The following is a 24,877-nucleotide window of genomic DNA, read 5'->3' as shown; positions in this document are numbered from 1 at the left end:
CAAAACGAAAGCCGGTTTGAAAGCACAGGCAGGACAGCGATCACAGAGTGGGCAACTGCCGTAACGCAATGTGCGCCGCCTTATCTATCAAAGGCCGCATTTCAGGGTTAACCATAGGATGTTTCAGGATTAACCTGGGATGATGGACGCGCGGGACTCGACCGGGACGGCTGGACGGATGCCAGCGGCGCTTGCGCGCGCCGCCGTGCCCGCCAGGCCCGGTCGTCTCAGGTTTGCGCTTCGTATCTGCTGCTTCTTCGTGCTTGCCCTGTTGGCGCTTTTTGCCGGCGGCTTCGGGTGGTTTGCCGACAAGGTCTCCAACATGACGACGCCGGCCAATCCGGCCAAGGCCGATGCCATCATCGTGCTTACCGGCGGCCAGTCGCGGCTCGACGCCGCGATGGATCTCTTAGCGTCGGGCAAGGGCGAGCGGCTCTTGATCAGCGGCGTCCACCCCTCGGCCAGCCGCCGTCAGTTGCAGGCGGCGATGGGCGGTGACAAGCAGTTGTTCTCCTGCTGCGTCGACATCGACCGAGCCGCGCTCGACACGGTCGGCAACGCCGAGGAAAGCGCCAAATGGGTGGAAAGCCACGCCTATGGCAGCGTCATCCTCGTCACCAACAATTATCACATGCCGCGAAGCCTGCTCGAGATGGGCCGACTGCTGCATGGCGCCAGGCTCGAACCCTATCCGGTGGTCAACACCAATCTCGGCAAGGGCGGCTGGCTGACCAAGCCGGAGGCGTTGCGCGTGCTGCTCACCGAATACAGCAAATATGTGCTGGCGCTGGCGCGCGGCATCGTTCCGCTGCGCCCAAGCGCCGAGGGCATCACGCTCGCGGAAGCCTCGGTGGCCAAGGACGAAAAGCAGCCGAGCCACGTTATCCCGTAGCTGCTCCTCCACGCAGGCGCGCGACTTCCTGCTCGAGGCTTGCAATGCGCCGGTCGCGTTCGGCAAGGGCCGCAGCCACGTCCGCCGCCTCGAAGCGCTGCGGAATATGCTGGGGGCAATTGGCATCCCAGGCGCTGACCGTGAACAGGATCGCCTGTTCCGGTCGCGCTTTGTAGTCTGCCGGCATCAGCCTTGCCGTCAGCGCCGCATCGTCCTCGACGACGCGCGCCTTACCCCAGATCTTGATGCGCTGCCGAAGCATGTAGTCGATCAGGAACAGGAAGGCCTGGCCATTGTCCTGCAAATTGCCCTGAGTGATGAACTGGCGGTTGCCGGAAAAATCGGCAAAGCCGATCGTGTGCTCGTCCAGCACCTTGAGGAAGCCGGCAGGGCCGCCGCGGTGCTGGATATAGGGCTGGCCCTCGCCATTGGCCGTCGCCAGGAACACGCTGGTCTGCGCCTCGATGAAGGCAGCGAGATCGGGCGTGATTGTAGCGCGCCAGCCGCCGCGCTCCTCGACGCGCGCATAGGCCTCGCGTGACCCCTTGCGGGACTGGATCGCCTTGACGGTGGGCGTGAAGGCCACATCGCTGGTAAAGGCATTCATGGCGGCGCTCCTCGGACGAACTGGCATGGCATTTAGCTACTTCCACGATCCGGATGCAGAGGGCATACTTGCAATCCATCTTTCCATTTTATGGAAGAATCATGGATCGCCTCGACGCCATGTCCCTGTTCGTCGCCACAGTGGAGGCCGGCAGTCTTTCCGCCGCCGCGCGGCGCGCCGGCATGCCGCTGGCGACCGTCAGCCGCAGGCTTTCCGATCTGGAGAAGCACCTCAAGACGCGCCTGCTCAACCGCTCGACGCGCCGGCTCGCTTTGACTGACGCCGGCCAGTCCTATCTGGCCGCTTGTCGCCGCATCCTTGGCGAGGTGAGCGAGGCCGAGCGCGCCGCCGCCGGCGAATATACGAACCCGACCGGCGAACTGGTCGTCACCGCGCCGGTCGTCTTCGGCCGCCTGCATGTGCTGCCTGTCGTCACTGCTTTTCTGGACGCCTATCCCGACGTCGACATCCGCCTGACGCTGTCCGACCGGATCATCCAATTGGTCGAGGAACATGTCGACCTCGCCGTGCGCATAGGCGAGCTGCCGGATTCAGCCATGGTCGCAAAGCGCATCGGCTCGATCCGCCGCATCGTCTGCGCCAGTCCGGCCTATCTCGCCGGAAACCGCACGCCGATCGAACCGCGCGATCTCGCGGGCCACAACTGCATAACCTTCGAAGGGCTTGCCTCCCCCGCGACATGGAGTTTCGTCAGCGGCAAAAGCGAAATCGCGGTCCCGGTCCGCTCACGGCTGCGGGTCAACACCGCCGAGGCGGCAATCGACGCGGCGATCGCCGGTCTCGGCCTGACGAAGGTGCTGTCCTATCAGGCGGATGCCGCCGTCCGCGCGGGCACGCTTCGTGTGGTGCTGGAGTCGTTCGAGCCGCCGCCATGGCCGGTCAATCTCGTGCATGCCGGCCAGGGCCTGCTGCCGGTGAAGCTGCGCGCCTTCCTCGATTTCGCAGCGCCGCGCCTGAAGGAGCGGCTGGCGCGGTCATTGTAGAGACGCGACCGCCGCGCCGTTTCCTTTTTGCCCGCGCTTGGTGTAACCAACGCACACTTCCACACCGGGCCCTTTCCCGCATGCTTTACATCCGCTCGCTGGCGTTCAACCTCGCCTTCTATCTCAGCCTGGTCGTCCAGATGATCTTCTGGACGCCCTTCTATTTCCTGTCGCCGCGCCACCGCGCCTGGTTCGTGCCGAAATTCTGGTCGCGCACGTCGATGTGGCTCTACGACAAGATCGCCGGCACCAGGAGCGAAATCACGGGCGTCGAGAACCTGCCCGACGGGTCTTTCATCCTGGCGCCGAAGCATCAGTCCTTCTGGGACGCGATCGCCTTTTTTCCTTATCTCGACGACGCGTTGTACATCCTGAAGCGGGAGCTGACCTGGATCCCCTTCTTCGGCTGGTACATCATGAAGATGCGCATGATCCCGGTCGACCGCGGCAACCGCTCGAAGGCGCTGAAGGCGGTCGTTGCCGCCACGAAGGCGGAGATGGCGCGCAATCCCCGCCAGCTCATCATCTACCCCGAAGGCACCCGCCGCCCGCCGGGCGCCGAGCCCTCCTACAAATACGGCATCGTCGAGCTCTATACCCAGCTCGGCGTCCCGGTGGTGCCGGTCGCCCATGTCGCCGGCCTCTACTGGCCGCGCCGCAAATTCCTGCGTTTCCCCGGCACCATCAAGGCCCGCTTCCTGCCGCCGATCCCGCCCGGGCTCGACAAGGAGGAATTCATGCAGCGGCTGATCGGCGAGACGGAAGCCGCCTGCGACGAGCTGCTGGTCGAAGCCTCGCGCGCGCCGAACCCGCCGCCTCTGCCGCCGACGGCGGTGAAGCGGCTGGCGGAACTTGGCACCGCGGCAACGACGAAAGCCTGACCCTCACGGCATCGCCGCCAAGGCGGTGGTCAGCACCAGCGTCGCCGCGAAAACCAGGTTGATAGCCCGCGACGCCAGCGGATTGCGCAGCAGCCGCGCGAAAACCGTTCCGGCGAGAAGCCACACGACATGGATGGCGACGATCATCGCTGCCAGTACCAGCAGCCTGGCCGGCAGGCCGAGCACATCGCCTTGCGCCGAAGCGCCGGCGAACACGGCGCCGATCGCCACATAGGCTTTCGGGTTGGCGACGGCGAGCATGAAGCCGCCAGCGAAGGTGGGACGCGCCGCCTTGTTTCCTCCTTCGGCAAGCGGCGGCGCCGTCGCGATCCTGAAGGCAAGGTAGAGGATGTAGGCGGCCGAAGCGGCTGTCAGCAAAGGCGTCAGCCCCGGCATCGAGGCGAGCACGCCGACCAGGCCGACAGCCACCATGAGAAGCACGGCGACCGTACCAAGAACCACGCCCGAGGTGTAGCGCAGCGAGCGCCGCAGCCCGAAGGCGGCCCCAATGGCGGTGACGCTGATCGTCGCCGGACCGGGACTGCCCATGACGACGGCGGCCGCAACCACCAGAGCCAGCAATTGCTGCCAGGGCTGCGCTCCAGACAGATTTACTCCGGCCATGCCGAACCCCAATTCCTGCCGCGATACGGCAGGAATTATCGCGGGGTTCCCCGCAAGGTCTTGGATGATCGTGCGTCGCCTTACGGTCCTAAGGGTTAAGGCGTGTTGAGATTCAGGTCAGGCCGAGCCGGAGTCGAAGACGGGCGCGAAGCGACCAAACTGGGCGGGTTCCGAGAACCGGAGCGGAGCGTACTTGAAGTACGTGAGCACCGGCCTACGCCGGCCGTAGCCTTAACTGCCACACCACTCACGAGTGCTTCGGCCGGCGAAGGCCGGAAGCGCAGGAAGCCGGCATTTGCAGGCCGGCATCACCTGAATATCAGCACGCCTTAGGCGCTGGCCCGGTCGAGCGCGGCGATGTCATCGGCGGAAAGCTTGAGCGACGCGGCGCGGATCAGGCTGTCCATCTGGGCGGATGTCGTGGCGCTGGCGATCGGCGCGGTGATGCCTGGGCGCGCCATGATCCAGGCAAGCGCCACTTCCGCCTGCTTGGCCGAGTGGCGCCCGGCCGCGGCATCGAGCGCGGAGAGGATGCGCATGCCGCGCTCGTTGAGATATTCGGCCACGTCTTCGCCGCGCTCGCTCTGGCCGAGATCGGCCTTGCCGCGGTATTTGCCGCTCAGGAACCCCTTGGCGAGGCTGAAATAGGTGATGACGCCCAGGCCCTCCGCCTTGCAGAGGTCGAGCAGCGCGCCGTCCAGCGAGGAGCGGTCGTACAAATTGTATTCGGGCTGCAGCACCTCATAACGAGGCAGGCCCCGCAAGCTGGCGACGTCGAGCGCCGCGCGCAATTGCCCGGCATCGAGGTTGGAGCAGCCCGGATAGCGGATCTTGCCCTTTTCGAGCAGGCGCTGATAGGCGCCGAGCGTTTCCTCGTAAGGCGTGGCCGGGTCCGGCCAATGCGACAAATAGAGGTCGATGACATCGGTCTGCAGCCGCTTCAGCGATTGATCGACCGCCTTCTCGATATAGGCCGCGGACAAATCCCGCCTGCCCTGCCCCATGTCGGAACCGACCTTGGTGATGACGACTATTCTGTCGCGGTTGCCGCGGCTCTTCATCCAGTTGCCGATGATGGTTTCGGATTCGCCGCCCTTGTTGCCCGGAGCCCAGCGCGAATAGGCGTCGGCGGTGTCGACGGCATTGAAGCCGGCCTCGGCAAAGCGGTCGAGGAGGTCGAAGGACGTCTTCTCGTCGGCGGTCCAGCCGAACACGTTGCCCCCCAGAACCAGCGGCGCGATGGAAAGGTCGGTGTGACCGAGACGGCGTTTCTGCAAGATTGATCTCCGTGATGCTGGGATGGGCCGGAACGCCCAAGGGGGGAATGGATTGCCGATAAGCTAGGTCGTGCCCTGCCGAGGTCAAAGGCATGGTTTTGCTTTTTGATCGGGCCAGGCCGTCACGAAGGCGCTACCCGCCGCCCCACCTGCTCCAGCCAGTGGTCGCGAATGCCAAGCGCCTCCAGGTGTTCGAGCGTGCTCAAGACATAGTCTTCGTTCCTGCCCGATTGACCGACGGCGCCGCGCACGACTGCCGCGGCATGGCTGGCGTCGAGGCCGCCGGCATATTGCTCATGCGCGCGATCGACGATGTAGGCGACCGCCTCGACCGTTCGGCCTCCTCCCGCCGCGTTCCCATCGAGCCGGACATCGAGCATGCGTTCGAGATAGACGTTGGTCACCAGCTCGCGTTCGCGCAGATAGGAAAGCACTTCGTTCCGCAAGTCGCCGGGCACGCGAAAGGCGAGGCCGATGCAGGAGCCGCCTCGGTCGAGGCCCAGCACCAGGCCCGGTCTTTCACGCGTGCCGCGATGCACGAAGGAATAGACGCAAAGCGACCGGCGATAGCCGTAAAGACGGGCGCGCCGCGTCTCGACATGTGCGAATCCCGGCCGCCAGATCAGCGACCCATAGCCAAAAACCCAAAAATCGCCCATATCGCCAAGCCTGATCGCACTCGAGTGACGACATCGCACCAGTAAGGTGCTTCTTCTGTCCCCGCTGTTGTGCGTGGAATTAACAGCCCGCTCGCTGCACGAGGGGTAACGAGAGCCGCAGCATGACGTCAAGTGACGAGCGATCGCGCAAACCTCGCCGCCGGCTGTTCTGGCTTGCCGCGTTCATCCTGGTGCTGTTCGCGCTCTACAGCGCCGGCTGGTTCTACCTCGCCGGCCGGGTCAAGACCGAGGCCGACCAGGCATCGGCTAAACTCGAGGCCAAAGGCATCGCCGCCGGCTGCGCCAACCTTGCCGTCAGCGGTTATCCGCTGAGCTTCACTGTCTCCTGCGACAGCCTGGCCTATCAGGATGACGCCAAGAACATCGCCGCCTCCACCGGCAACTTCAATGCCGTCGCCCAGATCACGCAGCCATTGTCGCCGGCGGCCGATGTCAGGGGACCACTCAGAACCTTGGCGCCAGGCATGCCGCCGCTTTGGATCGACTGGGACAAGCTGCACGCGACGGTCAGGCTGTCCTGGCCCCTGCCCCGACGCGTTTCGCTGCAGGCCGAAGGATTGTCGGGCCAGACCGACCCGGCAGATGATTCCGATCCGGCCGAGCTGTTCTATGCGGCAAGGGCCGCCGGGCAGTTGGAACCCAAGGGCCAGGATGTGACCTATACCGGCAGTTTCGCCGATCTCGAGATCGACGCCGACGCGATCGGCGGGCGAGCGCTGCCGGCGCTTGACGGCGGCGGCGAGGCGACAGTGAAGAATGGCGTCGCGCTGATCGCGGCGCCGCCGAAAAGCCTGCGCGGCCAGTCGGTCGACATCGCCAAGCTCGACCTGTCGTCGGGGACGGCGCGCCTGACGGTGTCCGGGCCAATCTCTGTCGACGCCGAAGGCCTGATCGACGCTAATCTCACGATCAAGCTCAAGGACCCCAAGGCGGTGGCGGCCATCCTTGCCGGCGCCATTCCCGAGCATAAAAGCGAGATCGAGCAGGGCTTTGCCGGCATTGCCATGCTCGGCAGCGAGCCGTCCATGCCGCTCAAGGTCGTCAAGGGCAAGGCTTCGCTCGGCTTCATCCCGCTCGGCAAGATCAAGCCGGTCGATTAAGGACTGCAATGGCGGGCCCGGTCAAACTGCTCAGCGTCGGCGCATTCACCCTCGACACGATCCTGCGCGTCGACCAGCTTCCCACGCATCAGGGCAAGTTCATCGCCAGCGACGGCGTCCAGATCGCCTCCGGCATGGCGACGAGCGCCGCCTGCGCCGCGCATCGCCTCGGCGCCCACGTGTCGCTTTGGGCGAGCGCGGGAGACGATGCAGTCGGCGACCGGTTGATTGCCGAGATCGAGGCGGAAGGCGTCGACTGTAGCCTGGTCCGCCGCGTCGCCGGCGCGCGCTCGGCGCTGGCCGCGATCCTGGTCGATGCCCATGGCGAGCGCATGATCGTGCCGTTCTACGACGGACAAGCTCAGGCCGACCCAAACACGCTGCCGCTTGCCGATCTTTCCGCCTTCGACGCCGTGCTGGTGGATGTGCGCTGGCCGGGCGCCGCCGCACTTGCCTTGACGGCAGCCCGGGACGCGGGTTGTCCGGCGATCCTCGACGCCGATACAGCACCGGTCGAGGTGCTGGAGCGGCTCTTACCTTTAGCCTCGCATATCGTCGCCTCGGAACCTGCGGCGCGCATCGTCTGCGGCCACGCGCTCGACCCGGAAAGCGCCTGCGCCGATCTTGCTTCGCGCACCGACGCCTTTGTCGCGGTGACCGGAGGCGCTGCCGGAACCTGGTGGCATGACCGGGAAAGCGGCCGCGTCCGACATGTCGAGGCGCCGAAGGTCAAGGCTGTCGACACGCTGGCCGCCGGCGACGTCTTCCACGGTGCTTTTGCCGTCGGCCTTGCCGAAGCGATGCCGCCCGAAAAGGCGCTGCGCTTTGCCAGCGCCGCCGCCGCGCTCAAATGCCTGCGTTTCGGCGGCCGGCTCGGCGCCCCTGACCGGGCCGAAACGCTGGCGATGATGGCGGCCCACCGGCCGCCAGCGCAACAGAGCCGTGAAGGCTGCTGAGATTCAGGTTTTGATGTCGGGGTGCTCGACCGCCTGGCGTCCGAAATCCGGCACGTCGATGTCCTGGCCGGCCTCGATGATCGAGCGGCGGATGGCGCGCGTGCGGGTGAAGAGGTCGAACAGTTTTTCGCCGTCGCCCCAGCGGATCGCCCGCTGCAGCGAGGCCAGATCCTCCGAGAAGCGCGCCAGCATCTCCAGGATCGCGTCCTTGTTGTGCAGGCACACGTCGCGCCACATGGTCGGGTCGGAGGCCGCCAGACGGGTGAAGTCGCGGAAGCCGGAAGCGGAATATTTGATGACTTCCGTCTTGGTCACCGATTCCAGGTCGTCGGCGGTGCCGACGATGTTGTAGGCGATGATGTGCGGCAGATGCGAGACGATGGCCAAGGTCATGTCGTGATGCTGCGGGTCCATCGTGTCGATGTTGGAGCCGCAGCGCCGCCAGAACTCCGACAGCTTCTCCAGCGCCTCCGGGTCGGTGCCCGGCAGCGGCGTGAAGATGCACCAGCGGTTGTCGAAAAGATCGGCGAAGCCGGCATCCGGCCCCGATTTTTCCGTGCCGGCCAGCGGATGGCCGGGGATGAAATGCACGCCCTCCGGCACATGCGGCTCGATCTGCGCGATCACCGAGGCCTTGGTCGAGCCGACGTCGGTGAGGATCGCGCCCTTCTTCAGTGCCGGCGCGATCTCGGCGGCGACCGCGCCGGACGATCCGACCGGCACCGAGACGATGACGAGATCGGCGTCGCGCGCCGCTTCCTTGGCCTCGGTCGTGTAGGAATCGCCGAGACCGAGTTCCTCGGCTCGCTTGAGGGTCGACTTGCTGCGCGTCGCGATGGCGATATGGCGCCCCAGGCCCTCGCGCCGGATGACGCGGGCGAGCGACGAGCCGATCAGGCCGATGCCGACCAGCGCTATTCTTTCGAACATCGGTGATGTCATGGTGCTCTAGCTTTTCAGGAAAGTCGTCAGCGCTTCGACGACGCCGCGGTTGGCCTCTTCGGTGCCGATGCTCATGCGCAGCGCGTTGGGAAAGCCGTAGCCGGTGACGCGGCGCAGGATATAGCCGCGCGCGCTCAGATAGTCGTCCGCGGCCGCCGCCGAATGCCTCTTGTCGTCGGGAAAATGGATCAGCACGAAATTGCCGACGCTGGGCGTCACGCGCAGCCCGAGCAGGGTCACCTGTTCGCTGACCCAGGCCAGCCATTTCTCGTTGTGTGCCACGCTGCGCTCGACATGGGCGCGGTCACGGATCGCCGCGATCCCCGCCTCGATCGCGGTCGCGTTGACGTTGAAGGGACCGCGCACCCGATTGATCGCGTCGACGATATGCGCCGGCCCATACATCCAGCCGATGCGCGCGCCGCCGAGGCCGAGCTTGGAGAAGGTGCGGGTCATGACGACGTTCTCGGAACTGCCCGCCAGCTCGATGCCGGCTTCGTAGTCGTTGCGCCGCACATATTCGGCATAGGCCGCGTCGAGCACCAGAAGCACGTTCTTCGGCAGCGCCGCGTGCAGCCGGCGCACCTCCTGGAACGGCACATAGGTGCCGGTCGGATTGTTGGGGTTGGCAAGGAATACGATTTTCGTACGCGGCGTGACGGCGGCCAGGATCGCGTTGACGTCGGCGCGCTCGTCGGTTTCCTTGACCGCCACCGGCTTGGCGCCCGCCGCCTGGATGTAGATCTTGTAGACCATGAAGGCATGTTCGGTGAACACGGCTTCGTCTCCGGGCGCCAGATATGTCTGCGCCAGGAGGCCCAGGATCTCGTCGGAGCCGTTCGAGCAAATGATGTTTGCCGGGTTGAGGCCATGCACCTCGGCGATCGCCTCGCGCAGCCGGCGGGCGGAGCCGTCGGGATAGACGTCGAGCTTCGCCGCCACCTCGCGCGCGGCCTCGATCGCCTTCGGCGAGGGCCCGAGCGGATTCTCGTTGGACGACAGCTTGTAGACCTTCGTCACGCCGGCGGGCGCGGTGCTCTTTCCCGGCACATAGGCCTCGATGTCCATGATACCCGCGCGGGGCGTCGGACGTGGCTGATCCTGCTTCATGTCACAAATCCGTCGAGAAGGCCTTATTCTGGGCCGCAGCGGGAATACAGGCCGTGACTGGCAATGTCGAGAGGTCTGCCGCATGTCGCCCAAAAGTGTGCAGCGGTTCTGAGACAACGACATGCATCAAAAACAAAGGCTTAAAGCGTAGCGCGTGTATCCGTTTCAGCGCGATGCGCTTTTAGCCAAGTACCGGCGTCAATCGTCGCGGCTGACAACCCGGGCTTTGCGCGCCTGCTGGAGTTGCAGGATTCCACGGCGCAGTTGGTCGAACAAAGCCGGCGGTAGCATTCCATAGGCATAGCTGCCATCGGAACGCTGTCGAACATCATAGCCGGGCCAAAGGAAACGGTTCAATTCATCAAGGCGCAGCCAATGCCGGCCGCCGTCGAGGCCAAGGGTCCGACATACCGCCGGCGGAATCTCGATCGATGCGGAACTATCGGATGGCGGGCGATGCGTAATCGGTGCCACTATCGTGCGGATGTGACCATCCGCCTCACGGGGCGTGGCGACAACGATCGCGCAAGGGCGATCCTTAGCACCTTCGACATCGCCACGGTCGTGTTCAGTGCTCCAAAGAAAACTATAGCGAATGACGAGACCCGGCCTTGGAACCGGCAGCGTCACTTCGGCTCCACGCCATATTCGGCAGTCTCGATGGAGGCGATCGTGTCCTCATCCAACTCGCCCACGATCAGGATTTCGCGCTCGCGGCGCTTCAGCAATTCGTAGTGCTCGAATTCGGCGGCAGAGAGATACGCCCCGACAATCCGGCCATGACTGGTCACATTGATGACCTTCTTGGCGATGGCTTCGTCCTGATACTTCGCGAAATTTCGGGCGAAATCGCTCGCTGGAACTGCGGTGTTGCGTGGCATGTCTGCCTCCATCTGATGCCAGAGAGCGGTCAAGCGACCGAAATAGATCGTGCAGATAGCCGCTAACCTATTATATGTAATCTGCGCAAATTACGCAAGATTGGCGCGCCATACCGCTGCCGTTGACGTTCGTATTCCGCAGACGTAGAAGAGCAATGAACTTCCGTGGTGATTTGGCCGGTCGGCTTGCAGCCACGTTAAACAATTCGCTAAAGGGCCGTTTGCAACCTGTAACCGGCTTTGCGAAGGCAAGCCGGTTTTTTGTTGTCCGCTGCCGGCCGGACACCGCATCTGTGAAGTCGATGCGGACTGGATGGGGAATGGGATGGCCGCTCAGCGCGCTGCAAGGACCAACAACGAGGCCGACCATCCGTCGAGCCCGGTTTTGCAGCTCGGCCCCGACAAGCCGCTGAAGCTCGATGCGGGCACGGTGCTGTCGCCCTTCCAGATCGCTTACCAGACCTACGGCACGCTCAACGACGCCCGTTCCAACGCCATCCTCGTCTGCCACGCGCTGACCGGCGACCAGCATGTCGCCAACACCAATCCGGTGACCGGCAAGCCGGGCTGGTGGGAGGTGCTGATCGGTCCCGGCAAGATCATCGACACCAACCGTTTTTTCGTCATCTGCTCCAACGTCATCGGCGGCTGCCTCGGCTCCACCGGCCCCGCCTCGACCGATCCGGCGACAGGCAGGCCTTATGGCCTCGACCTGCCGATCATCACCATCCGCGACATGGTGCGCGCGCAGCTCATGCTGGTCGACCATTTCGGCATCGAGAAGCTGTTTTGCGTGCTTGGCGGCTCGATGGGCGGCATGCAGGTGCTGGAATGGGCCGCCAGCCATTCGGAGCGCGTGTTCTCGGCGCTGCCGATCGCCACCGGCGCCCGCCATTCCTCGCAGAACATCGCCTTCCACGAGGTCGGGCGGCAGGCGGTCATGGCCGATCCGGACTGGCACGGCGGCAAATATCTCGATTTCGGCAGGCGCCCGGAAAAGGGGCTCGCCGTGGCGCGCATGGCGGCGCATATCACTTACCTCTCGGAAGCAGCGCTGCATCGCAAATTCGGCCGCAACCTGCAGGACCGCGAGGCGCTGACCTTCGGTTTCGACGCCGATTTCCAGATCGAAAGCTATCTGCGCCATCAGGGCATGACCTTCGTCGATCGTTTCGACGCCAACTCCTATCTCTATCTGACCCGCGCGATGGACTATTTCGACCTCGCCGCCGACCATGGCGGGCGCCTGGCCGATGCCTTCGGCGGCACCAAGACACGCTTTTGTCTTGTGTCCTTCACAAGCGACTGGCTGTTCCCGACGGGAGAGAGCCGCTCGGTCGTCCATGCGCTCAATGCTGCCGGCGCCTCCGTCTCCTTCGTCGAGATCGAGACCGATCGCGGCCACGACGCCTTCCTGCTCGACGAGCCGGAACTGTTCGCGGCCATCCACGGCTTCATTGCCTCCGCAGCCCGCGCCAGGGGGCTCAGCCTGTGAGCGGCTCGCGATCCCTGATGCATCTCACCCAAAAGTGCGCAGCGGTTTTGGGAGAGCGACATGCATCAAAACAAAGATCGGAAGTGTGCCCATGAGCGTCAACCGCGCCCAGCGCGTCGATCTCGACGTCGTCAGCAATCTCATTCCGCCGAATTCGCGCGTCCTCGATGTCGGCTCGGGCGACGGCGTGCTTCTGGAGCTGTTGCAGGAGACCAAGCAGGTCGACGGCCGCGGCATGGAACTGTCGCAGCGCGGCGTCAATGAATGCGTGGCGCGCGGCCTCAGCGTCATCCAGGGCGATGCCGACAAGGATCTCGGATTCTACCCCGACAAGGGCTTCGATTTCGTCGTGCTGTCGCAGACCCTGCAGGCGACCCGCAATCCAAAGCTGGTGCTCGACGAGCTGCTCCGGATCGGCAACCGCGCCATCGTCTCCTTCCCCAATTTCGGCCACTGGCGGGTGCGCTTCTCGCTGCTGATCAAGGGCCGGATGCCGGTCACCAAGGACCTGCCCTATTCCTGGTACGACACGCCGAACATCCACTTCTGCACCATCCGCGACTTCGTCAATCTGTGCGAGGAGCTTGGCGCTACCGTCGAGAAGGCGACCGCGCTCGACGCCAACGGCCAGAAGATCGGTCTGTCGATGCCCTGGTGGTTCTGGAACTTCTTCGGCCAGCAAGCGGTGTTTTTGTTGAGGCGATAGGCTCATCGTTGACGGCGGGGCCCAGAGCCTTATAGCGATATGGCTCAGGCAAACTGATTGCGCAACGATGGTCGACAAACGTCCAACCTATTCAATTGTCGTAGAGATGGAAAATGCCCAGTTCATAGACTGGGACGAGATGGGCGTCGGGCTGACCGCCTTGGCGCGCGAGATCGCTGTGGTCTCCTCAACCGGCTTCGCCAGACCGAAAGTCGTTATCTCTCATGCCGGACAAAATGCGGACACCTCATCGTTGCAAAGCCGCATCGAGGCAGAAGCGCCGCAGCTGACACAGGTAGCCGAAGTGACCTTCACGGCCTGCCCCAGCGGCCGGTACTACGAACTCAAGAACCATGGCGTGCGTTTGGCTGAAGGAAAAATCGTCGTCTTCATGGATTCCGACACGGTTCCCCAGCAGGGTTGGCTCTCAGCCCTGCTGGCGCCCTTTCACGATGCCGAACCCATCTGCGTGAACGGCCATACCTACCTTTCGTACGACGATTTCTTTTCGCGGACCTTCGCCTTGATCTGGTTCTTCCCGATGGCCCAGGGGGACGAAAGGTTTGCTTCGAAACGTGCGATCAATGCCAACAACGTTGCCTTTCGACGCGACTGGATTGCCAGCCATCCGTTCCCGGCACACAACGGCTTCAAGGTGTCCTGCACGCTGCTGATGCATCAGCTTTGGCGCGAGGGTCATAGAATCGTCAATGTCGATGCGCGCGCCTATCACTACTCGCCGCGGGGCTGGCGGTTCTTTTGTTGGCGCGCGCTGGTGACCGGCAGGGACGCCGACCGGAAATTCGTCGCGCTTCATGCCCCCAACCGCAGCCAGCGGATCGCGAAGTCGTTCAGCCGATGGGGGACCATGTCGTGGCGCACGACACGACGCGTGATAAGTCATGCGTCGCAGACGGGCATGCCGCCTTGGCAGATTCCGTTTTCGCTGGCGGTAGGGCTGGCCTTTTATACCTTGGCATTTTTCGGCCAATTCAGCCTGGCAGCCCGCCTCGTTCGCGACGAGATCGAAACCGTGCCTGACTTCGTCGGGCACAGTTGAGAATAAATCGCCTGCAAGTGTTGCATTCAAACTGCCTGACTTTGGGGAAATTCGCTCTGACCTTGGGCCGAAGCGACGCTTCAGATGACATAGATCACTCTTTTCTGTAACATTTCGCGAATCCATCCGGGGGCGGACAGGGAGAGGTAGGTACAAGATCCATCTGGATATCGTTTATCCGCCCCGTGACGAAAGTTAGATGCCGACCGCTTCCGACACAGCCCCGCTGATCACCGTGATCACGCCGACCCATAACCGGCGCAGCCAGGTCGTGCGTGCCGTGGAAAGCGTTCTTGCCCAGACATTTACCCGCTTCGAGCACATTGTCGTCGATGACGGCTCGACCGACGGGACTGCCCAGGCCCTGGCCGAAATTCGCGATCCCAGACTGGTCTACGTCGGCGCGAAATGGCGAGGCGCCAATGCGGCGCGCAACGCGGGCATCGAGCGCGCGCGGGCGCCGATCGTCACCTTCCTCGATTCGGACGATGTCTACCTGCCGGATCGCCTTGACCGGACGCTGCCGCACTTCGACAGGAACCCTTCGCTCGAAGTGCTGATCAGTTCCTTCATCTCGGTGAAGGGCAACCGCAGCACCAAATGCATCAATCGCCAGGCCTTGCTCGACAAAAGCACGCTGCAGCGCGCCCTGGTCTCGCAGACGATCTTCATTGCCGGCTCGGCGATCACCGCCCGGCACGACTCGCTGCTTGCGATCGGCGGTTTTGACAGCGACATCACGCGCATGCAGGACCGCGAGCTGCTGCTGCGTTTTGCCAACCGCGGCGGCGCCTTGCTGTCGGAGGATATCGACTGGAAGAAGTACAATTCGGAAAATTCGATTTCCGGCCGCCGCGACGGTTATGTCGAGGCTTATGCCAACCTGATCGGCAAACACCCTTACATCGCCGACCGCTATCCCGACGTGCCGCCCTATATGATCGCGCGGCAGATCATCGCCGACATCCTCAAAGGCAGGCTGCCACAGGCCTTTTCCGGCTATCTCGCCAACCGGTCGTCCAAGGCGCTCGGCTACTCGCCGACCGAACTGGTACGTGGCTATGTCGTCGGCCGGCGCTGGCGCCGCGATTGCTATGACGAGTTCCGCGCCAAATATGGCGCCCGAGCGGCCTGAGCGCCTGGCTTAAAAGAGGTCCTCAGCGGTCCAGTTCCGGGAAATACGGATCGGAAAACCGTCGCCGCAGGCGCTCGCCAAGCAGGCAGTCGGTCGGCGCCTCCGCATCGACGCGAATCCTTCTGGCATCACCGATGCCGCTCACCTCCTGGATCAGCTTGCGGCGGATCGCGGTCGAGAATTCGGACGCCGCATAGATCGGCAGCACGAACGAGCCGGGCCCGCCGGTGACGCAATCGGCGTAGTAGCGATCGAGATGGCTGACGCTCGGCGAAGGACTGATCAGGATCGGCAGGCCGTTAATGATCATGCCCTTGGCTAAAGCGGCATCGCGAGTCACAGCGACGGGCAGCCCGGCATTGTTGGGCCCGTCCCCCGATATGTCGATGACCCGGCGCGGCGCCGAAAAGCCGTTTTTCTCCAAAAGCCCGGCGCCGAAGCCGAGAGCACCCGAGATTGAGGTGCCGCGAAAGCTCCGGAACGGCCGGCCCGCGATCTTGTCGGCAAAGGCGTTGGCGCTGTCTGCGCCGTCAATGATCTGCCAGGCGATCACGCCGTCGTCGCGTACGACGCCCGCCCATTCGAAATAGGCGAGCGCGACGCGACCGCTTTGCCCCGAACGCACCGCGTTGATGAAGTCGGGATGGCGCAGCGCCTCGACATAGCCGGCGCGCTGCAAGGCGAACTCGCCTTCGTCCATCGATTGCGAGATATCGACAGCCAGCACGAGCTCGACATCGACCGGGGCGCCGTCGTCAATCGCGGGCATTGGCGCAGCCTCGGCGCAGGCAAGGCAGGCAAGCAGGCTGAGCAGCTTCGGCATGGCGAGCTCCGACCACACCGGGATTCTTCCCCGCGATCGCGGCGAAATAAAGCTATTTTTTGCGATGGGCGGCAACTGGTGGAGGTTCGATCGCCCCGGCGCGCAGGCGGGCCGGCTTCAGCGCCGATCCGCCGCTGTCCTTGATGATAGTGAGCGCCCGCGGGAAGAACTGGATGTTGTGCAGACCGCGCCCGATATTGAGGATGGCGGCATCCGGCAGCCGGGCCTGCAGCATCGCCAGCACGCGTCGTAACGTGGCGCCGTCGAACGTATCCAGCGCTTCGTCGATGATCACCCATTTCGGCTTCCTCAGCGCGAGCCGGGCAAAGGCGAGCAGCCGCTGTTCGTCGTCGGCCAGTTCATGCTCCCAGCGCGCCGAACGGTCGAGCTGGGACGACAGGCGCTCCAGGCCGACTTCGCCGAGCACCGCCGATATCTCGGCATCGTCGACGTTGACGCCTTCGGCATGGTTGAGCACATCGCGCAGCGTGCCGAGCGGGAAATAGGGCGTGCGCGGCACGAAGAACGGCGTCTCCCCGGCCGGCATGCCGATGCGGCCGCATCCCCAAGGCCAGAGGCCGGCGATGGCGCGGAAGAACAGCGTCTTGCCGGCGCGCGGATCGCCGGTGATCATGACGCGCTCTCCGGCCTTTATCTCGACGGCCGTTTCGGCAAGCCTGGTGCAGCCGTCGGGCGACGCGACTTCGAGTTTGTCGAATGTCAGCGTGCCATTCGCGTTCTCGCCCAACTCGATACAGCTTTCCTTGGCATGCAGGATATCGGTTTCGCCAAGCGCGATGCGGAAGTCGGCGACGCGCATCAGCGTTGCCCGCCAGTCGGCGATGGCGCCGATGTTGTTGATGAACCAGCGCAGCGAGGAATTCACCTGGTTGAAGGCGCCGACCGCCATCATCAATCCGCCGAAGCTGATGTCGCCCGCGAAATAGACCGGCGCCGCGACAAGGATCGGCGCCACCACGGTGATCCAGCCATAGGCATCGGTGACCCAGGACAGGTTGATCTGGGCGCTGTAGATGCGCCGCATGGCGCCGAGCACGGTGCCGAGATCGAGCTCGAGCTGCCGCCTGGCATCCGCCTCGCCATGGGCGAGCGCGATGGCGTCGACATTCTCGTTGACGCGAACCACGGAGGAGCGCAGCTCCGCCTCGCGCGTGTAGCGATCGCTGTTGAAGCGGATCAGCGGCCTGCCCACCAGCCAGCTCAGCCAGGAGGCGATGCCGGCATAGAGGATCGCCGCCCAGACCATGTAGCCGGGTATCGCCAGCGAATGGCCGCCGACATGGAAGACGAAGCCGGAGGAAAGTTCCCACAGCACGCCGATGAAGGACACAAGCAGGATAAAGGATTGCAGCAGGCCGACCCCGAGATCGGTCGAAAGGTCGGAGAGATGCCCGGCGTCCTGCTGCATGCGCTGGTCGGGATTGACGCTGATGGCGCCCGCATGGGTGAGCCGGAAGGCGCGCGCCGGCCGCATCCATTCATCGATCAGGTCCAGCGTCAGCGCTTCGCGCAGCCTCAGCCGGATCGTCTGGTTGAGCCAGGTCTGGCCGACATTGAGCACCAGCAGGCTGCTGGCAATTCCGGCAAAGACCATCAGCTGGTGCAGGAAACCCGGCAGGTCGCGCCGCGCCAGGGCGTCGAAGAAAGGCTGGTTCCAGCGGTTGAGCAGGACCTGCCCGATCGAGGTCGCGACGACGACGCCGACAATGCCGATCGAGACCCACAGGAGTTGCCTGCGCACCGGCGACGTCTTCAGCGCCTGCCTGATCGTCGCCACCTGGTCGGAGAGGCTGCTGGTCTCGACCGAGAACGCGGCCAGTCCGGTGCCCTGCTTGTCATCCGTTTGGTAGTCCATATGCGAAATCCCTGCTTCCGGGAATGGTCATCAGCAACGATGCCGCGCCCCGAGCCCGTCCTTGAGATAGGGTGATGATGACCATGCGATGCAAGGCGTAGCCCCGATCACGAACGCGTCACTCGCCTCGGCGGCACCGGATCGGCAGCCCGGCGCCCGAGCGTCGTCGCGCCCTGCGGCGAGAAGACCGGGACGAAAACGCGACGCGAGGCGCGTTGCGCGACAGGGACGCCCTGGTAGAGCCGCTTCTGCGCTTCGACGACGATGACGCCGGAAAAGATCGGCCAGAATCGCCGGCCGGCGCGCTCCAGCACATTGTGGAACCGCATCATGAAGCGCCGCGGCGACGGCGGGAAGAACAGCGCGTCGGACCATGCGGCGGGCGTGAAATTCGCCTCGCGCAGCAATTCGGTGAGCTGGCCGCGCGAGAACGGCCGGCCGTTGCCGAAGGGCGTGTGCTCGAAGCGCGCCCAGACGCCGCGCCGATTGGGCACGACGATGACGACTCTGCCCGCGGGCGACAGCACGCGCCAAATCTCGTTCAGCGTCTCGCGCGGATTCTCGACGTGTTCCAGCGAGTGGACGAGCAGCATGCGGTCGATGCAGGAATCGACCAGCGGCAGCTCTTCGTCGAAGACGAGCGCGGTCGCCGTCGGTCCGGTCGCCGGCCAGACCACAGCCCCTTGCGTCGCCGGCATGAAGGCGAAGACGCGCTCGGCATCGGTGCCGAACCGCTCCAGCCAGGGCAGCGTGTAGCCCAGGCCGACCAGGCGTTCGTTCGGAACGGTCGCCCATATCGACGACAACGCCATGGTGATCGCGCGCTCGGCCAGGCGGCCAAGCGTGGTCGAATAGAAGGAGCGGAGGTCGACGATATCCGAATGCATCCGCCGGACGGTAGCCGCGATAAATGCCGAGTTCAACAAAGGCGGATGACATCGACGGTCGCCCGCCCTATGTCTGCGGCAACAATGGAGAGCGACGAGATGCCGGTCGAAATCGAACAGTTCATGTGCCGCACCGATAATTTCGGCGTGCTGGTGCACGACCCCGAAAGCGGCCAGACGGCGATCATCGACGCTCCGGAAGAAGCCCCGATCCTGGCAGCGATCAAGCGCACTGGCTGGACGCCGACGATGATCCTGACCACGCATCATCATGGCGACCATGTCGAGGCCAATCTGGCCCTGAAGGAGCGCTTCAAGCTCACCATCGTCGGACCGGAGGCGGAAAAGGCCAAGATCCCCGGCATCGACGAGACCGTCAAGCAAGGCTCCGTCATCCGCCTTGGCGAGGAAAGGATCGATGTCATCGAAACCCCCGGCCACACCGCCGGCCATGTCTCCTACCACCTGCCGGCCTCGAAAACGGCCTTCACCGCCGACACGCTGTTCGCGTTGGGCTGTGGCCGGATCTTCGAGTGCAAGCCGCCCGTGATGTACGAATCGCTGAAGAAGCTTGCCGCTCTTCCGGCCGAGACGGTGATCTATTGCGGTCACGAATACACCTTGGCCAACGCCCGCTTCGCGCTGACCGTCGACCCCACGAATTCGGCCTTGAAGGAGCGCGCCGCCAGGATCGAGGCGCTGCGCGCCGGAAACAAACCGACCCTGCCGACGACGATCGGCGAGGAACTGTCGACCAATCCGTTCCTGCGCTGGCACGATCCGGCGATCCGCAAGCATCTCGGCATGCAGCGGGCGAGCGACGTCGAGGTGTTCGCCGAGATCCGCAAACGCAAGGACAATTTCTGATGCGTGTCGTCCAAAAATGTATGGCGGTTTTGGGAGAGCGACATGCATCAAATAAATACTTCCTTGCATGACCAGCGCCGCTGAAATCATCGCAACGCTGGGTCTCCAGCCGCATCCCGAAGGCGGCTGGTATGCCGAGACTTTTCGCGATGGCTCGGGAGGCAGCCGGGGCCATTCGACCGCGATTTATTTCCTTTTGGAGCAGGGCCAGCTTTCGGCCTGGCACCGGGTGAAGGACGCGGCGGAGGTCTGGCACTTCTACGCCGGCGCGCCCTTGGCGCTCGCCATGCACGAGGAAGGCTCCGGCGCCGTCATCGAACAGGTGCTGGGCGCAGCACTTGCCGCGGGCGAGCGGCCGCAGATCGTCGTGCCGGCCGGCTGGTGGCAGTCGGCGCGCAGCCTCGGCGAATGGACGCTGGTCGGCTGCACGGTGGCGCCGGGCTTCGATTTCGCCGCCTTCGAGCTGGCCGAGCCGGGCTGGCAGCCGAAAACCGCTTAACTCAGCAAGAAACCGAGGGTGATTGCCAACTGCGCCGCGTAGTACAGCACCCAGACCGCGTAGCGCATCCAGACGCGATGCGGCGAGATCGCGGCAAGCAGGAAGCGCTCCGCCGCCAGCAGCCCGTCCGAGGCCATGAACAGCACCGCGCCGGCGATGACCCAAGCGTAGAAGGTGGTGAGCGCCGAGATGCCCATGGCGAGGATCGCGGCGACATAGACGGCGATCGGGATACGCAGGGATGGGCCGACGCGACGCCACAGCGCGGCGAGCATCAGGACAACGAACACAGCCATCGCCAGCGCGACCGCGCCGCGCCACGGTTCGGCGGCGAGCAGCCCGATCCCGCCACCCACCTCCAGGAACAGGGCGATATAGGCGACATGCGCGACGAGGAAGCTCGCCAACCCGCCAAGGAAGGCCTTTTCGCCGTCGCGCGACAGGAACGCGTCGCCGGCGGCGCTGAGCGCCAGCGCCGCGACGAGCAGCAGCGGACCGCCCTGCATGACGGCGAGCGCCGCCAGCAAGGCGACGGCCAGCGTCTTCGCGGCGGAACGGGCAAGGCGCGTCAGTTCGAGCGCAAGGGCATAGATCGCAGCCGCGGCGATCGAGAACAAAAGCGTCGCGTTCGGGTTGGCGTCGATGCCGCCCGCAAACGGCATCATGCGCCAGCTCCGCCGGTCGCCGGCTTGCGCAGCAAGAAGGACTTGGCGGCAAGCGCCGCTCCGCCGGTGATGAGCACGCAGGCCGCGAGGATGCGCAGCGACGGCTCGGCGACACCTGCCGCAATCAGCACCAGCGTCGACAAGAGCGGCGCGGCGTAGCTTGCCGCCCCCAGCACCTGGATGTTGCCGCGCTTGACGCCGATATCCCAGGCATAAAAGGCGGCTCCCACCGGCATCAGACCGAGCCCGACGACCGCCAGCCACTGCCCTGGACCCTCGGGCAGCACGGTTTTTTCGAGCAACAGATGGCAGACGAGCGAAAGCGCCGACGTGGCGGCACAGAACCATGTGACGATCGAGGTCGGCACCGACGGGAACCGCCGCGACAGGAGCGAATAGGACGACCAGACAAGCGCGCAGACGCCCGCCATCGCATAGCCGAAGGCGTAGCGTGCGTCGAAGGCTAGTCCGCCGCCCTTGGTGACGATCAGGAAGGTACCGGCAAGCCCCAGCAGCGCGCCGACGACATGGTTCCAGGCCAACCTTTCGCCCGGCATCAGCGCCGAGCCGAGCACGATGAAGAGCGGCCACAGATAAGCGATCAGGCTCGCCTCGACGGCAGGCGCATTGCGCAGCGCCGTGAAGTAGAAGAAGTGGTAGCCGAACAGGCCGGCAATCCCGATCAGCCACACTTGCGGCGGTATTTTCCGGCGCTTGTCGGGAGCTGGCATCACCAGCCTTGCAACAAGCCCGACACAAGTGCCGATGGCGAAGGTGATGGCGGACAAAAGGAACGGCGGCACCTGCCCGGAGGCGTCGGTGAGCAGCGCGAGCAGCGCCCACATGGCTACCGCCGAAAAACCGATCAGTGTCGCGCGCCCCATACCTGCCCCCCGGCGGCGCGCCGCGGCGCCCCTAAAAGCAATTCCAGGAAAAGTGCGTAGCGGTTTTTCCGTCCGGAATTGCGCAAAAAAACTATTCGACTGCTTCGAACCGTCTCGCGCTGATGGTCAGCGGACCGATCTGGGTCCCGACCGTGGCGCGGATCGGCGCATATACGCCGGATTGGCCGAGCGGTGCAAACGTCACCATCATGCGGCTCTTGTTCTTGAGGAACTCCAGCGCCTTGCGGCCCTTGCGATAGCCCGCCACGGGCTCGAAGCCCATCCTGCAGGTGACGGTGTCGCCCTTGTAGCCGGGCACCGAGATCGAGCCTTTCGAGGCATAGGTCAGCGACAGGTTGGCGCGCATTTCGCCGTCATAGAATTTGACGGTCCGCCCGCAGACCTTGTCCAGGCTGTCGGCATGGATGACGGTCGCCGCCATCGGATCGAGCACCGACTTCAGGTCGCCGTCGCCGACCGGCACCCAGCTCTTGGGATCGCGCTTCTTCGGCGGCGGAATGACTTCGGTCGAGGCGACACCGCCATTGGCGAAGCGGATGTCGACGACAGACGCCTTCTTGCCGGAGGTATAGTCCGCCCTGAAGGCCCTCGGCTGCATCTGCTGGCCGGAAATCGTGCCTTTCGACGAGATCGTGCCCTTGGTGTCGTCGAACAGCCTGCCGAGGCCTGCGGCCGAGACCGTGCCGTCGATCGCATAGGCGTCGCCCTCGTAGCGGCTCGAAAACGTCGCCCTGGCGATCGAAAGGCCGAGGAACGATACCGTATATTCACCCTTGAAGGCCTGCGGCGAGGCCGCGGCGAAACTCGTCGTCGGGACGGTGAGGGCGAACAGCGCGACAATTGCGCGGGATGGTCGAAGCATGGCGGGCGGCGAGTCCTTGATCCTGGCCGGAAACGCTTTGCTCCAGCCTGGCAATCCCTTCGCGAAGGGCTTATACGGCAAAATCCGGCCTTAATATGGAGCGCGTCACGTCACTACGCACGCGCCGGAGCTTGACGCAGTGGCGAAATGCAACTAAGGAACGCCAACTTTTCCAAAGGCCGCCTGACCGAGACCGCGCGCCGCCTGGCGCGGGCAGAATGGTTTGGCAGGTTAAGAACTGAAGGTTAGACAAGATGTCCCGCACCTGCGAGCTCACTGCCAAGGCAGTCCAGACCGGCAACAATGTGAGCCATGCCAACAACAAGACCAAGCGCCGCTTCCTGCCGAATCTGGTCAACGTGACGCTGATTTCCGAAGCGCTGAACCAGAACGTGCGCCTGCGCATTTCGGCCAACGCGCTGCGTTCGGTCGAGCATCGCGGCGGTCTCGACGCGTTCCTGACCAAGGCCGACGCCAAGGAGCTGTCGCAGCGCGCCCGTCTCCTGAAGAAGCAGATCGCCAAGAAGCTGGCCGAACAGCCGGCCGCTTAAAGCGCCCTTATCAGGCGGGGGACGAAAGCCTCGAGCCCCGGCCCAGACCGGTGCTCAAAACATGAGCGAGCGCTGGACATGGCGCTCGGCTGGTTCCATTACCCAGGATAAAAAAATGAATTTCCTGACGCGATACCTGCCTTTCGTGGCCGCCATGGCGCTTGTCGTCGTGGCGTCGAACATCCTTGTCCAGTTCCCGATGCAGGGCCAGATCGGCGGCCTGTCGCTGGCCGACCTGCTCACCTGGGGCGCCTTCACCTATCCCTTCTCCTTCCTCGTCACCGACCTTGCCAACCGCCGCTACGGGCCGGCCGTGGCGCGCAAGGTGGTGTTCGTCGGCTTCATGACGGCGGTGACCTGCTCGATCCTCGTTCCGCCCTTCCTGTTTCGCCACGGCCTGATCGAATTCGAGACCGCGGCCGACCGGCTGGTGCGGATCGCGGCCGCTTCCGGTGCCGCCTTCCTCATCGCGCAACTGCTCGACGTCACGGTCTTCAACCGGCTGCGCCGGCAGAGCTGGTGGCGCGCGCCGATCCTTGGCACCTTGGCCGGTTCTATCTTCGACACGGTCGTGTTCTTCGGCGTCGCCTTCTCTGCCGCGTTTGCCCTTGTCGGGCCGAATGACAGCTTCGCGCTGGAAACGGCGCCGCTGATGGGCGTTCTGCCTGTCGAGACCATGCGCTGGGTCTCCTGGGCGCTCGGCGATCTCTCGGTCAAGCTGATCATCGCCGTTGTCGCGCTGATCCCCTACCGGCTGGTCGCCGCCCGCTGGAGCCAGCCGGCGCTCGCGGTCTAGAGCATGATCCCAAAAAGTGGGAACCGGTTTTTGGAACAGATCATGCTCCAACAAAAAGAGAGCGCATGATCCCCTGGGTTCAGCTTGCTTCGGCCCGCACGCCCGACGGCGCTCAAGAGCTTCGCCTGAAGCAGCGCGGTGCTGAATTCTCGATCATGCTGGGCACCAATGAGCTGATGAACAGCCGCCTCAGCGGCTCCGAAGAGGCGCTCGCCAAGCTTTCCTGCGAGCGTATCGCTGGCCGCAAGCAGCCAAGAATCCTTATCGGCGGGCTCGGCATGGGCTTCACCTTGCGCGCCGCCCTTGCCGCGCTTGATGGGGACGCCGCCGTCACCGTTGCCGAACTGGTCCCCGAGGTCGTCGCCTGGGCACGCGGTCCCATGGCCGGAGTTTTCGACGGCTGCCTCGACGATCCCCGCGTCACCATTCGCGAGGCTGATGTCGGTCAGTCGATAAGGGCGGAAGCGGCCGCTTGGGACGCCATCCTGCTCGACGTCGACAATGGTCCCGAAGGCATCGTCTACAAGGGAAATGACTCGCTCTATAGCGCGGCAGGCCTCGCAGGCGCGCGCGCCGCATTGAAGCCCGGCGGCGTCCTGGCCGTTTGGTCGCAAGGACCGGATAGCGGCTTCACGCGGCGGCTGAAGCAGGCGGGCTTCATTGTCGCGGGGATCAATGCGCGCGCCCGCGGCAAACGCGGCGCCCGTCACGTGATCTGGATCGCAGCCGCCGGGCAGTGATCCCTATCGGCCGCTCGCCGCTCGGGCCAGCCCGCCTGACGATCCCGGCTATCCGT

Annotated in this window: 28 protein-coding genes and 1 riboswitch; of the genes, 14 read left to right on the top strand and 14 right to left on the bottom strand. The window is 64.4% G+C overall.

The annotated features are described in order from the left end of the window. Positions 1-139 precede the first annotated feature (139 nt). Positions 140-892, top strand: a complete 753-nt coding sequence (locus tag EJ070_RS12840) for a YdcF family protein (protein WP_126091696.1) — start codon at positions 140-142, stop codon at positions 890-892. On the opposite strand, the gene EJ070_RS12835 is transcribed toward EJ070_RS12840, so the two are convergent. Further along, positions 882-1,499: a pyridoxamine 5'-phosphate oxidase family protein gene (locus EJ070_RS12835; protein ID WP_126091695.1), complete on the bottom strand. Its 618-nt coding sequence runs from the start codon at positions 1,497-1,499 to the stop codon at positions 882-884. The two genes, EJ070_RS12840 and EJ070_RS12835, sit on opposite strands and share 11 nt — an antisense overlap. Before the next feature lie 101 nt (positions 1,500-1,600). On the opposite strand from EJ070_RS12835, the gene EJ070_RS12830 reads away from it, so the two are divergent. Then, entirely contained in the window at positions 1,601-2,503 is a 903-nt protein-coding gene (locus EJ070_RS12830) for a LysR family transcriptional regulator (protein WP_126091694.1), read from the top strand. Between the two features lie 80 nt (positions 2,504-2,583). Further along, a complete protein-coding gene (locus EJ070_RS12825; protein ID WP_126091693.1) occupies positions 2,584-3,384 on the top strand; it encodes a 1-acyl-sn-glycerol-3-phosphate acyltransferase in 801 nt (266 codons plus the stop codon). A gap of 3 nt (positions 3,385-3,387) precedes the next feature. On the opposite strand, the gene EJ070_RS12820 is transcribed toward EJ070_RS12825, so the two are convergent. The 3 genes from EJ070_RS12820 to EJ070_RS12810 form a co-directional block, all read right to left on the bottom strand. After that, positions 3,388-4,008: a LysE family translocator gene (locus EJ070_RS12820; RefSeq protein ID WP_126091692.1), complete on the bottom strand. Its 621-nt coding sequence runs from the start codon at positions 4,006-4,008 to the stop codon at positions 3,388-3,390. Between the two features lie 329 nt (positions 4,009-4,337). Further along, positions 4,338-5,285, bottom strand: a complete 948-nt coding sequence (locus EJ070_RS12815) for an aldo/keto reductase (protein WP_126091691.1) — start codon at positions 5,283-5,285, stop codon at positions 4,338-4,340. A 122-nt stretch (positions 5,286-5,407) separates the two neighbouring features. Next, entirely contained in the window at positions 5,408-5,944 is a 537-nt protein-coding gene (locus EJ070_RS12810) for a gamma-glutamylcyclotransferase (protein ID WP_126091690.1), read from the bottom strand. Between the two features lie 122 nt (positions 5,945-6,066). On the opposite strand from EJ070_RS12810, the gene EJ070_RS12805 reads away from it, so the two are divergent. Further along, positions 6,067-7,065 (top strand): DUF2125 domain-containing protein, encoded by a 999-nt coding sequence (locus tag EJ070_RS12805; RefSeq protein WP_126091689.1) that lies wholly within the window; start codon positions 6,067-6,069, stop codon positions 7,063-7,065. A gap of 8 nt (positions 7,066-7,073) precedes the next feature. After that, positions 7,074-8,021 carry a sugar kinase gene (locus tag EJ070_RS12800; RefSeq protein WP_126091688.1) on the top strand — a complete coding sequence of 316 codons (948 nt, stop codon included), beginning with the start codon at positions 7,074-7,076 and terminating at the stop codon, positions 8,019-8,021. 3 nt (positions 8,022-8,024) lie between these two features. On the opposite strand, the gene EJ070_RS12795 is transcribed toward EJ070_RS12800, so the two are convergent. From EJ070_RS12795 to EJ070_RS12780, 4 genes are all read right to left on the bottom strand, one after another. Continuing rightward, entirely contained in the window at positions 8,025-8,963 is a 939-nt protein-coding gene (locus EJ070_RS12795) for a prephenate/arogenate dehydrogenase family protein (protein ID WP_189350515.1), read from the bottom strand. Between the two features lie 6 nt (positions 8,964-8,969). Next, positions 8,970-10,073, bottom strand: a complete 1,104-nt coding sequence (gene hisC, locus EJ070_RS12790) for a histidinol-phosphate transaminase (protein ID WP_126091686.1) — start codon at positions 10,071-10,073, stop codon at positions 8,970-8,972. Positions 10,074-10,271: 198 nt separating this feature from the next. Next, positions 10,272-10,703, bottom strand: a complete 432-nt coding sequence (locus tag EJ070_RS12785; RefSeq protein WP_126091685.1) for a hypothetical protein — start codon at positions 10,701-10,703, stop codon at positions 10,272-10,274. Continuing rightward, positions 10,700-10,954, bottom strand: a complete 255-nt coding sequence (locus tag EJ070_RS12780) for a hypothetical protein (RefSeq protein ID WP_126091684.1) — start codon at positions 10,952-10,954, stop codon at positions 10,700-10,702. The genes EJ070_RS12785 and EJ070_RS12780 overlap by 4 nt, the downstream gene beginning before the upstream one ends. Positions 10,955-11,109: 155 nt before the next feature. Further along, a riboswitch (SAM riboswitch) is annotated at positions 11,110-11,187 on the top strand. Positions 11,188-11,279: 92 nt separating this feature from the next. Between EJ070_RS12780 and EJ070_RS12775 the strand changes: the two genes are divergently transcribed. From EJ070_RS12775 to EJ070_RS12755, 4 genes are all read left to right on the top strand, one after another. Further along, entirely contained in the window at positions 11,280-12,449 is a 1,170-nt protein-coding gene (locus EJ070_RS12775; protein WP_126091683.1) for a homoserine O-acetyltransferase, read from the top strand. 91 nt (positions 12,450-12,540) lie between these two features. After that, on the top strand, positions 12,541-13,155 hold the full coding sequence (gene metW, locus EJ070_RS12765; RefSeq protein ID WP_126091682.1) for a methionine biosynthesis protein MetW: 615 nt from the start codon (positions 12,541-12,543) through the stop codon (positions 13,153-13,155). A gap of 67 nt (positions 13,156-13,222) precedes the next feature. Beyond that, positions 13,223-14,215, top strand: a complete 993-nt coding sequence (locus EJ070_RS12760) for a glycosyltransferase family 2 protein (RefSeq protein WP_126091681.1) — start codon at positions 13,223-13,225, stop codon at positions 14,213-14,215. A gap of 199 nt (positions 14,216-14,414) precedes the next feature. Next, entirely contained in the window at positions 14,415-15,350 is a 936-nt protein-coding gene (locus EJ070_RS12755; protein ID WP_126091680.1) for a glycosyltransferase family A protein, read from the top strand. A 22-nt stretch (positions 15,351-15,372) separates the two neighbouring features. Here EJ070_RS12755 and EJ070_RS12750 read toward each other — a convergent pair whose 3' ends face one another. From EJ070_RS12750 to EJ070_RS12740, 3 genes are all read right to left on the bottom strand, one after another. Beyond that, positions 15,373-16,173, bottom strand: coding sequence for a DUF1194 domain-containing protein (locus EJ070_RS12750; RefSeq protein WP_126091679.1), 801 nt, complete (start codon positions 16,171-16,173; stop codon positions 15,373-15,375). Between the two features lie 52 nt (positions 16,174-16,225). Continuing rightward, positions 16,226-18,049: an ABC transporter ATP-binding protein/permease gene (locus EJ070_RS12745; RefSeq protein WP_126091678.1), complete on the bottom strand. Its 1,824-nt coding sequence runs from the start codon at positions 18,047-18,049 to the stop codon at positions 16,226-16,228. A gap of 107 nt (positions 18,050-18,156) precedes the next feature. After that, complete coding sequence (locus EJ070_RS12740; RefSeq protein WP_126091677.1) at positions 18,157-18,936, bottom strand: methyltransferase domain-containing protein; 780 nt, start codon at positions 18,934-18,936, stop codon at positions 18,157-18,159. A 99-nt stretch (positions 18,937-19,035) separates the two neighbouring features. On the opposite strand from EJ070_RS12740, the gene gloB reads away from it, so the two are divergent. Next, complete coding sequence (gloB, locus tag EJ070_RS12735; protein ID WP_126091676.1) at positions 19,036-19,803, top strand: hydroxyacylglutathione hydrolase; 768 nt, start codon at positions 19,036-19,038, stop codon at positions 19,801-19,803. Positions 19,804-19,870: 67 nt separating this feature from the next. Further along, positions 19,871-20,302 (top strand): cupin domain-containing protein, encoded by a 432-nt coding sequence (locus tag EJ070_RS12730; RefSeq protein ID WP_126091675.1) that lies wholly within the window; start codon positions 19,871-19,873, stop codon positions 20,300-20,302. On the opposite strand, the gene EJ070_RS12725 is transcribed toward EJ070_RS12730, so the two are convergent. The 3 genes from EJ070_RS12725 to EJ070_RS12715 form a co-directional block, all read right to left on the bottom strand. Continuing rightward, a complete protein-coding gene (locus EJ070_RS12725) occupies positions 20,299-20,967 on the bottom strand; it encodes a lysoplasmalogenase (RefSeq protein ID WP_126091674.1) in 669 nt (222 codons plus the stop codon). The two genes, EJ070_RS12730 and EJ070_RS12725, sit on opposite strands and share 4 nt — an antisense overlap. Beyond that, on the bottom strand, positions 20,964-21,851 hold the full coding sequence (locus tag EJ070_RS12720; RefSeq protein WP_126091673.1) for an EamA family transporter: 888 nt from the start codon (positions 21,849-21,851) through the stop codon (positions 20,964-20,966). Before EJ070_RS12720 ends, EJ070_RS12725 begins: the two co-directional genes overlap by 4 nt. A 91-nt stretch (positions 21,852-21,942) precedes the next feature. Continuing rightward, positions 21,943-22,734, bottom strand: coding sequence for a DUF3108 domain-containing protein (locus tag EJ070_RS12715; RefSeq protein WP_126091672.1), 792 nt, complete (start codon positions 22,732-22,734; stop codon positions 21,943-21,945). Between the two features lie 254 nt (positions 22,735-22,988). Between EJ070_RS12715 and rpmB the strand changes: the two genes are divergently transcribed. From rpmB to EJ070_RS12700, 3 genes are all read left to right on the top strand, one after another. Further along, positions 22,989-23,285, top strand: coding sequence for a 50S ribosomal protein L28 (gene rpmB / locus EJ070_RS12710; RefSeq protein WP_126091671.1), 297 nt, complete (start codon positions 22,989-22,991; stop codon positions 23,283-23,285). A 115-nt stretch (positions 23,286-23,400) separates the two neighbouring features. After that, positions 23,401-24,081 (top strand): queuosine precursor transporter, encoded by a 681-nt coding sequence (locus EJ070_RS12705; RefSeq protein WP_126091670.1) that lies wholly within the window; start codon positions 23,401-23,403, stop codon positions 24,079-24,081. Between the two features lie 65 nt (positions 24,082-24,146). Beyond that, on the top strand, positions 24,147-24,821 hold the full coding sequence (locus EJ070_RS12700; protein WP_126091669.1) for a hypothetical protein: 675 nt from the start codon (positions 24,147-24,149) through the stop codon (positions 24,819-24,821). Positions 24,822-24,877 lie beyond the last annotated feature (56 nt).

The organism is Mesorhizobium sp. M1E.F.Ca.ET.045.02.1.1 (assembly GCF_003952485.1).
In the GTDB taxonomy this organism is placed as follows: Bacteria; Pseudomonadota; Alphaproteobacteria; order Rhizobiales; family Rhizobiaceae; genus Mesorhizobium.
Note: the sequence above shows the minus strand (reverse complement) of the source record. Positions and strands in the feature narration are given on the sequence as shown.

Coding starts and splice junctions, on each gene's coding strand:
- EJ070_RS12840 (WP_126091696.1), top strand. CDS start 140: ATGATGGACGCGCGGGACTCGACCGGGACGGCTGGACGGATGCCAGCG.
- EJ070_RS12835 (WP_126091695.1), bottom strand. CDS start 1,499: ATGAATGCCTTTACCAGCGATGTGGCCTTCACGCCCACCGTCAAGGCG.
- EJ070_RS12830 (WP_126091694.1), top strand. CDS start 1,601: ATGGATCGCCTCGACGCCATGTCCCTGTTCGTCGCCACAGTGGAGGCC.
- EJ070_RS12825 (WP_126091693.1), top strand. CDS start 2,584: ATGCTTTACATCCGCTCGCTGGCGTTCAACCTCGCCTTCTATCTCAGC.
- EJ070_RS12820 (WP_126091692.1), bottom strand. CDS start 4,008: ATGGCCGGAGTAAATCTGTCTGGAGCGCAGCCCTGGCAGCAATTGCTG.
- EJ070_RS12810 (WP_126091690.1), bottom strand. CDS start 5,944: ATGGGCGATTTTTGGGTTTTTGGCTATGGGTCGCTGATCTGGCGGCCG.
- EJ070_RS12805 (WP_126091689.1), top strand. CDS start 6,067: ATGACGTCAAGTGACGAGCGATCGCGCAAACCTCGCCGCCGGCTGTTC.
- EJ070_RS12800 (WP_126091688.1), top strand. CDS start 7,074: ATGGCGGGCCCGGTCAAACTGCTCAGCGTCGGCGCATTCACCCTCGAC.
- EJ070_RS12795 (WP_189350515.1), bottom strand. CDS start 8,963: ATGACATCACCGATGTTCGAAAGAATAGCGCTGGTCGGCATCGGCCTG.
- hisC (WP_126091686.1), bottom strand. CDS start 10,073: ATGAAGCAGGATCAGCCACGTCCGACGCCCCGCGCGGGTATCATGGAC.
- EJ070_RS12780 (WP_126091684.1), bottom strand. CDS start 10,954: ATGCCACGCAACACCGCAGTTCCAGCGAGCGATTTCGCCCGAAATTTC.
- EJ070_RS12775 (WP_126091683.1), top strand. CDS start 11,280: ATGGCCGCTCAGCGCGCTGCAAGGACCAACAACGAGGCCGACCATCCG.
- metW (WP_126091682.1), top strand. CDS start 12,541: ATGAGCGTCAACCGCGCCCAGCGCGTCGATCTCGACGTCGTCAGCAAT.
- EJ070_RS12760 (WP_126091681.1), top strand. CDS start 13,223: ATGGTCGACAAACGTCCAACCTATTCAATTGTCGTAGAGATGGAAAAT.
- EJ070_RS12755 (WP_126091680.1), top strand. CDS start 14,415: ATGCCGACCGCTTCCGACACAGCCCCGCTGATCACCGTGATCACGCCG.
- EJ070_RS12750 (WP_126091679.1), bottom strand. CDS start 16,173: ATGCCGAAGCTGCTCAGCCTGCTTGCCTGCCTTGCCTGCGCCGAGGCT.
- EJ070_RS12745 (WP_126091678.1), bottom strand. CDS start 18,049: ATGGACTACCAAACGGATGACAAGCAGGGCACCGGACTGGCCGCGTTC.
- EJ070_RS12740 (WP_126091677.1), bottom strand. CDS start 18,936: ATGCATTCGGATATCGTCGACCTCCGCTCCTTCTATTCGACCACGCTT.
- gloB (WP_126091676.1), top strand. CDS start 19,036: ATGCCGGTCGAAATCGAACAGTTCATGTGCCGCACCGATAATTTCGGC.
- EJ070_RS12730 (WP_126091675.1), top strand. CDS start 19,871: ATGACCAGCGCCGCTGAAATCATCGCAACGCTGGGTCTCCAGCCGCAT.
- EJ070_RS12725 (WP_126091674.1), bottom strand. CDS start 20,967: ATGATGCCGTTTGCGGGCGGCATCGACGCCAACCCGAACGCGACGCTT.
- EJ070_RS12720 (WP_126091673.1), bottom strand. CDS start 21,851: ATGGGGCGCGCGACACTGATCGGTTTTTCGGCGGTAGCCATGTGGGCG.
- EJ070_RS12715 (WP_126091672.1), bottom strand. CDS start 22,734: ATGCTTCGACCATCCCGCGCAATTGTCGCGCTGTTCGCCCTCACCGTC.
- rpmB (WP_126091671.1), top strand. CDS start 22,989: ATGTCCCGCACCTGCGAGCTCACTGCCAAGGCAGTCCAGACCGGCAAC.
- EJ070_RS12705 (WP_126091670.1), top strand. CDS start 23,401: ATGAATTTCCTGACGCGATACCTGCCTTTCGTGGCCGCCATGGCGCTT.
- EJ070_RS12700 (WP_126091669.1), top strand. CDS start 24,147: ATGATCCCCTGGGTTCAGCTTGCTTCGGCCCGCACGCCCGACGGCGCT.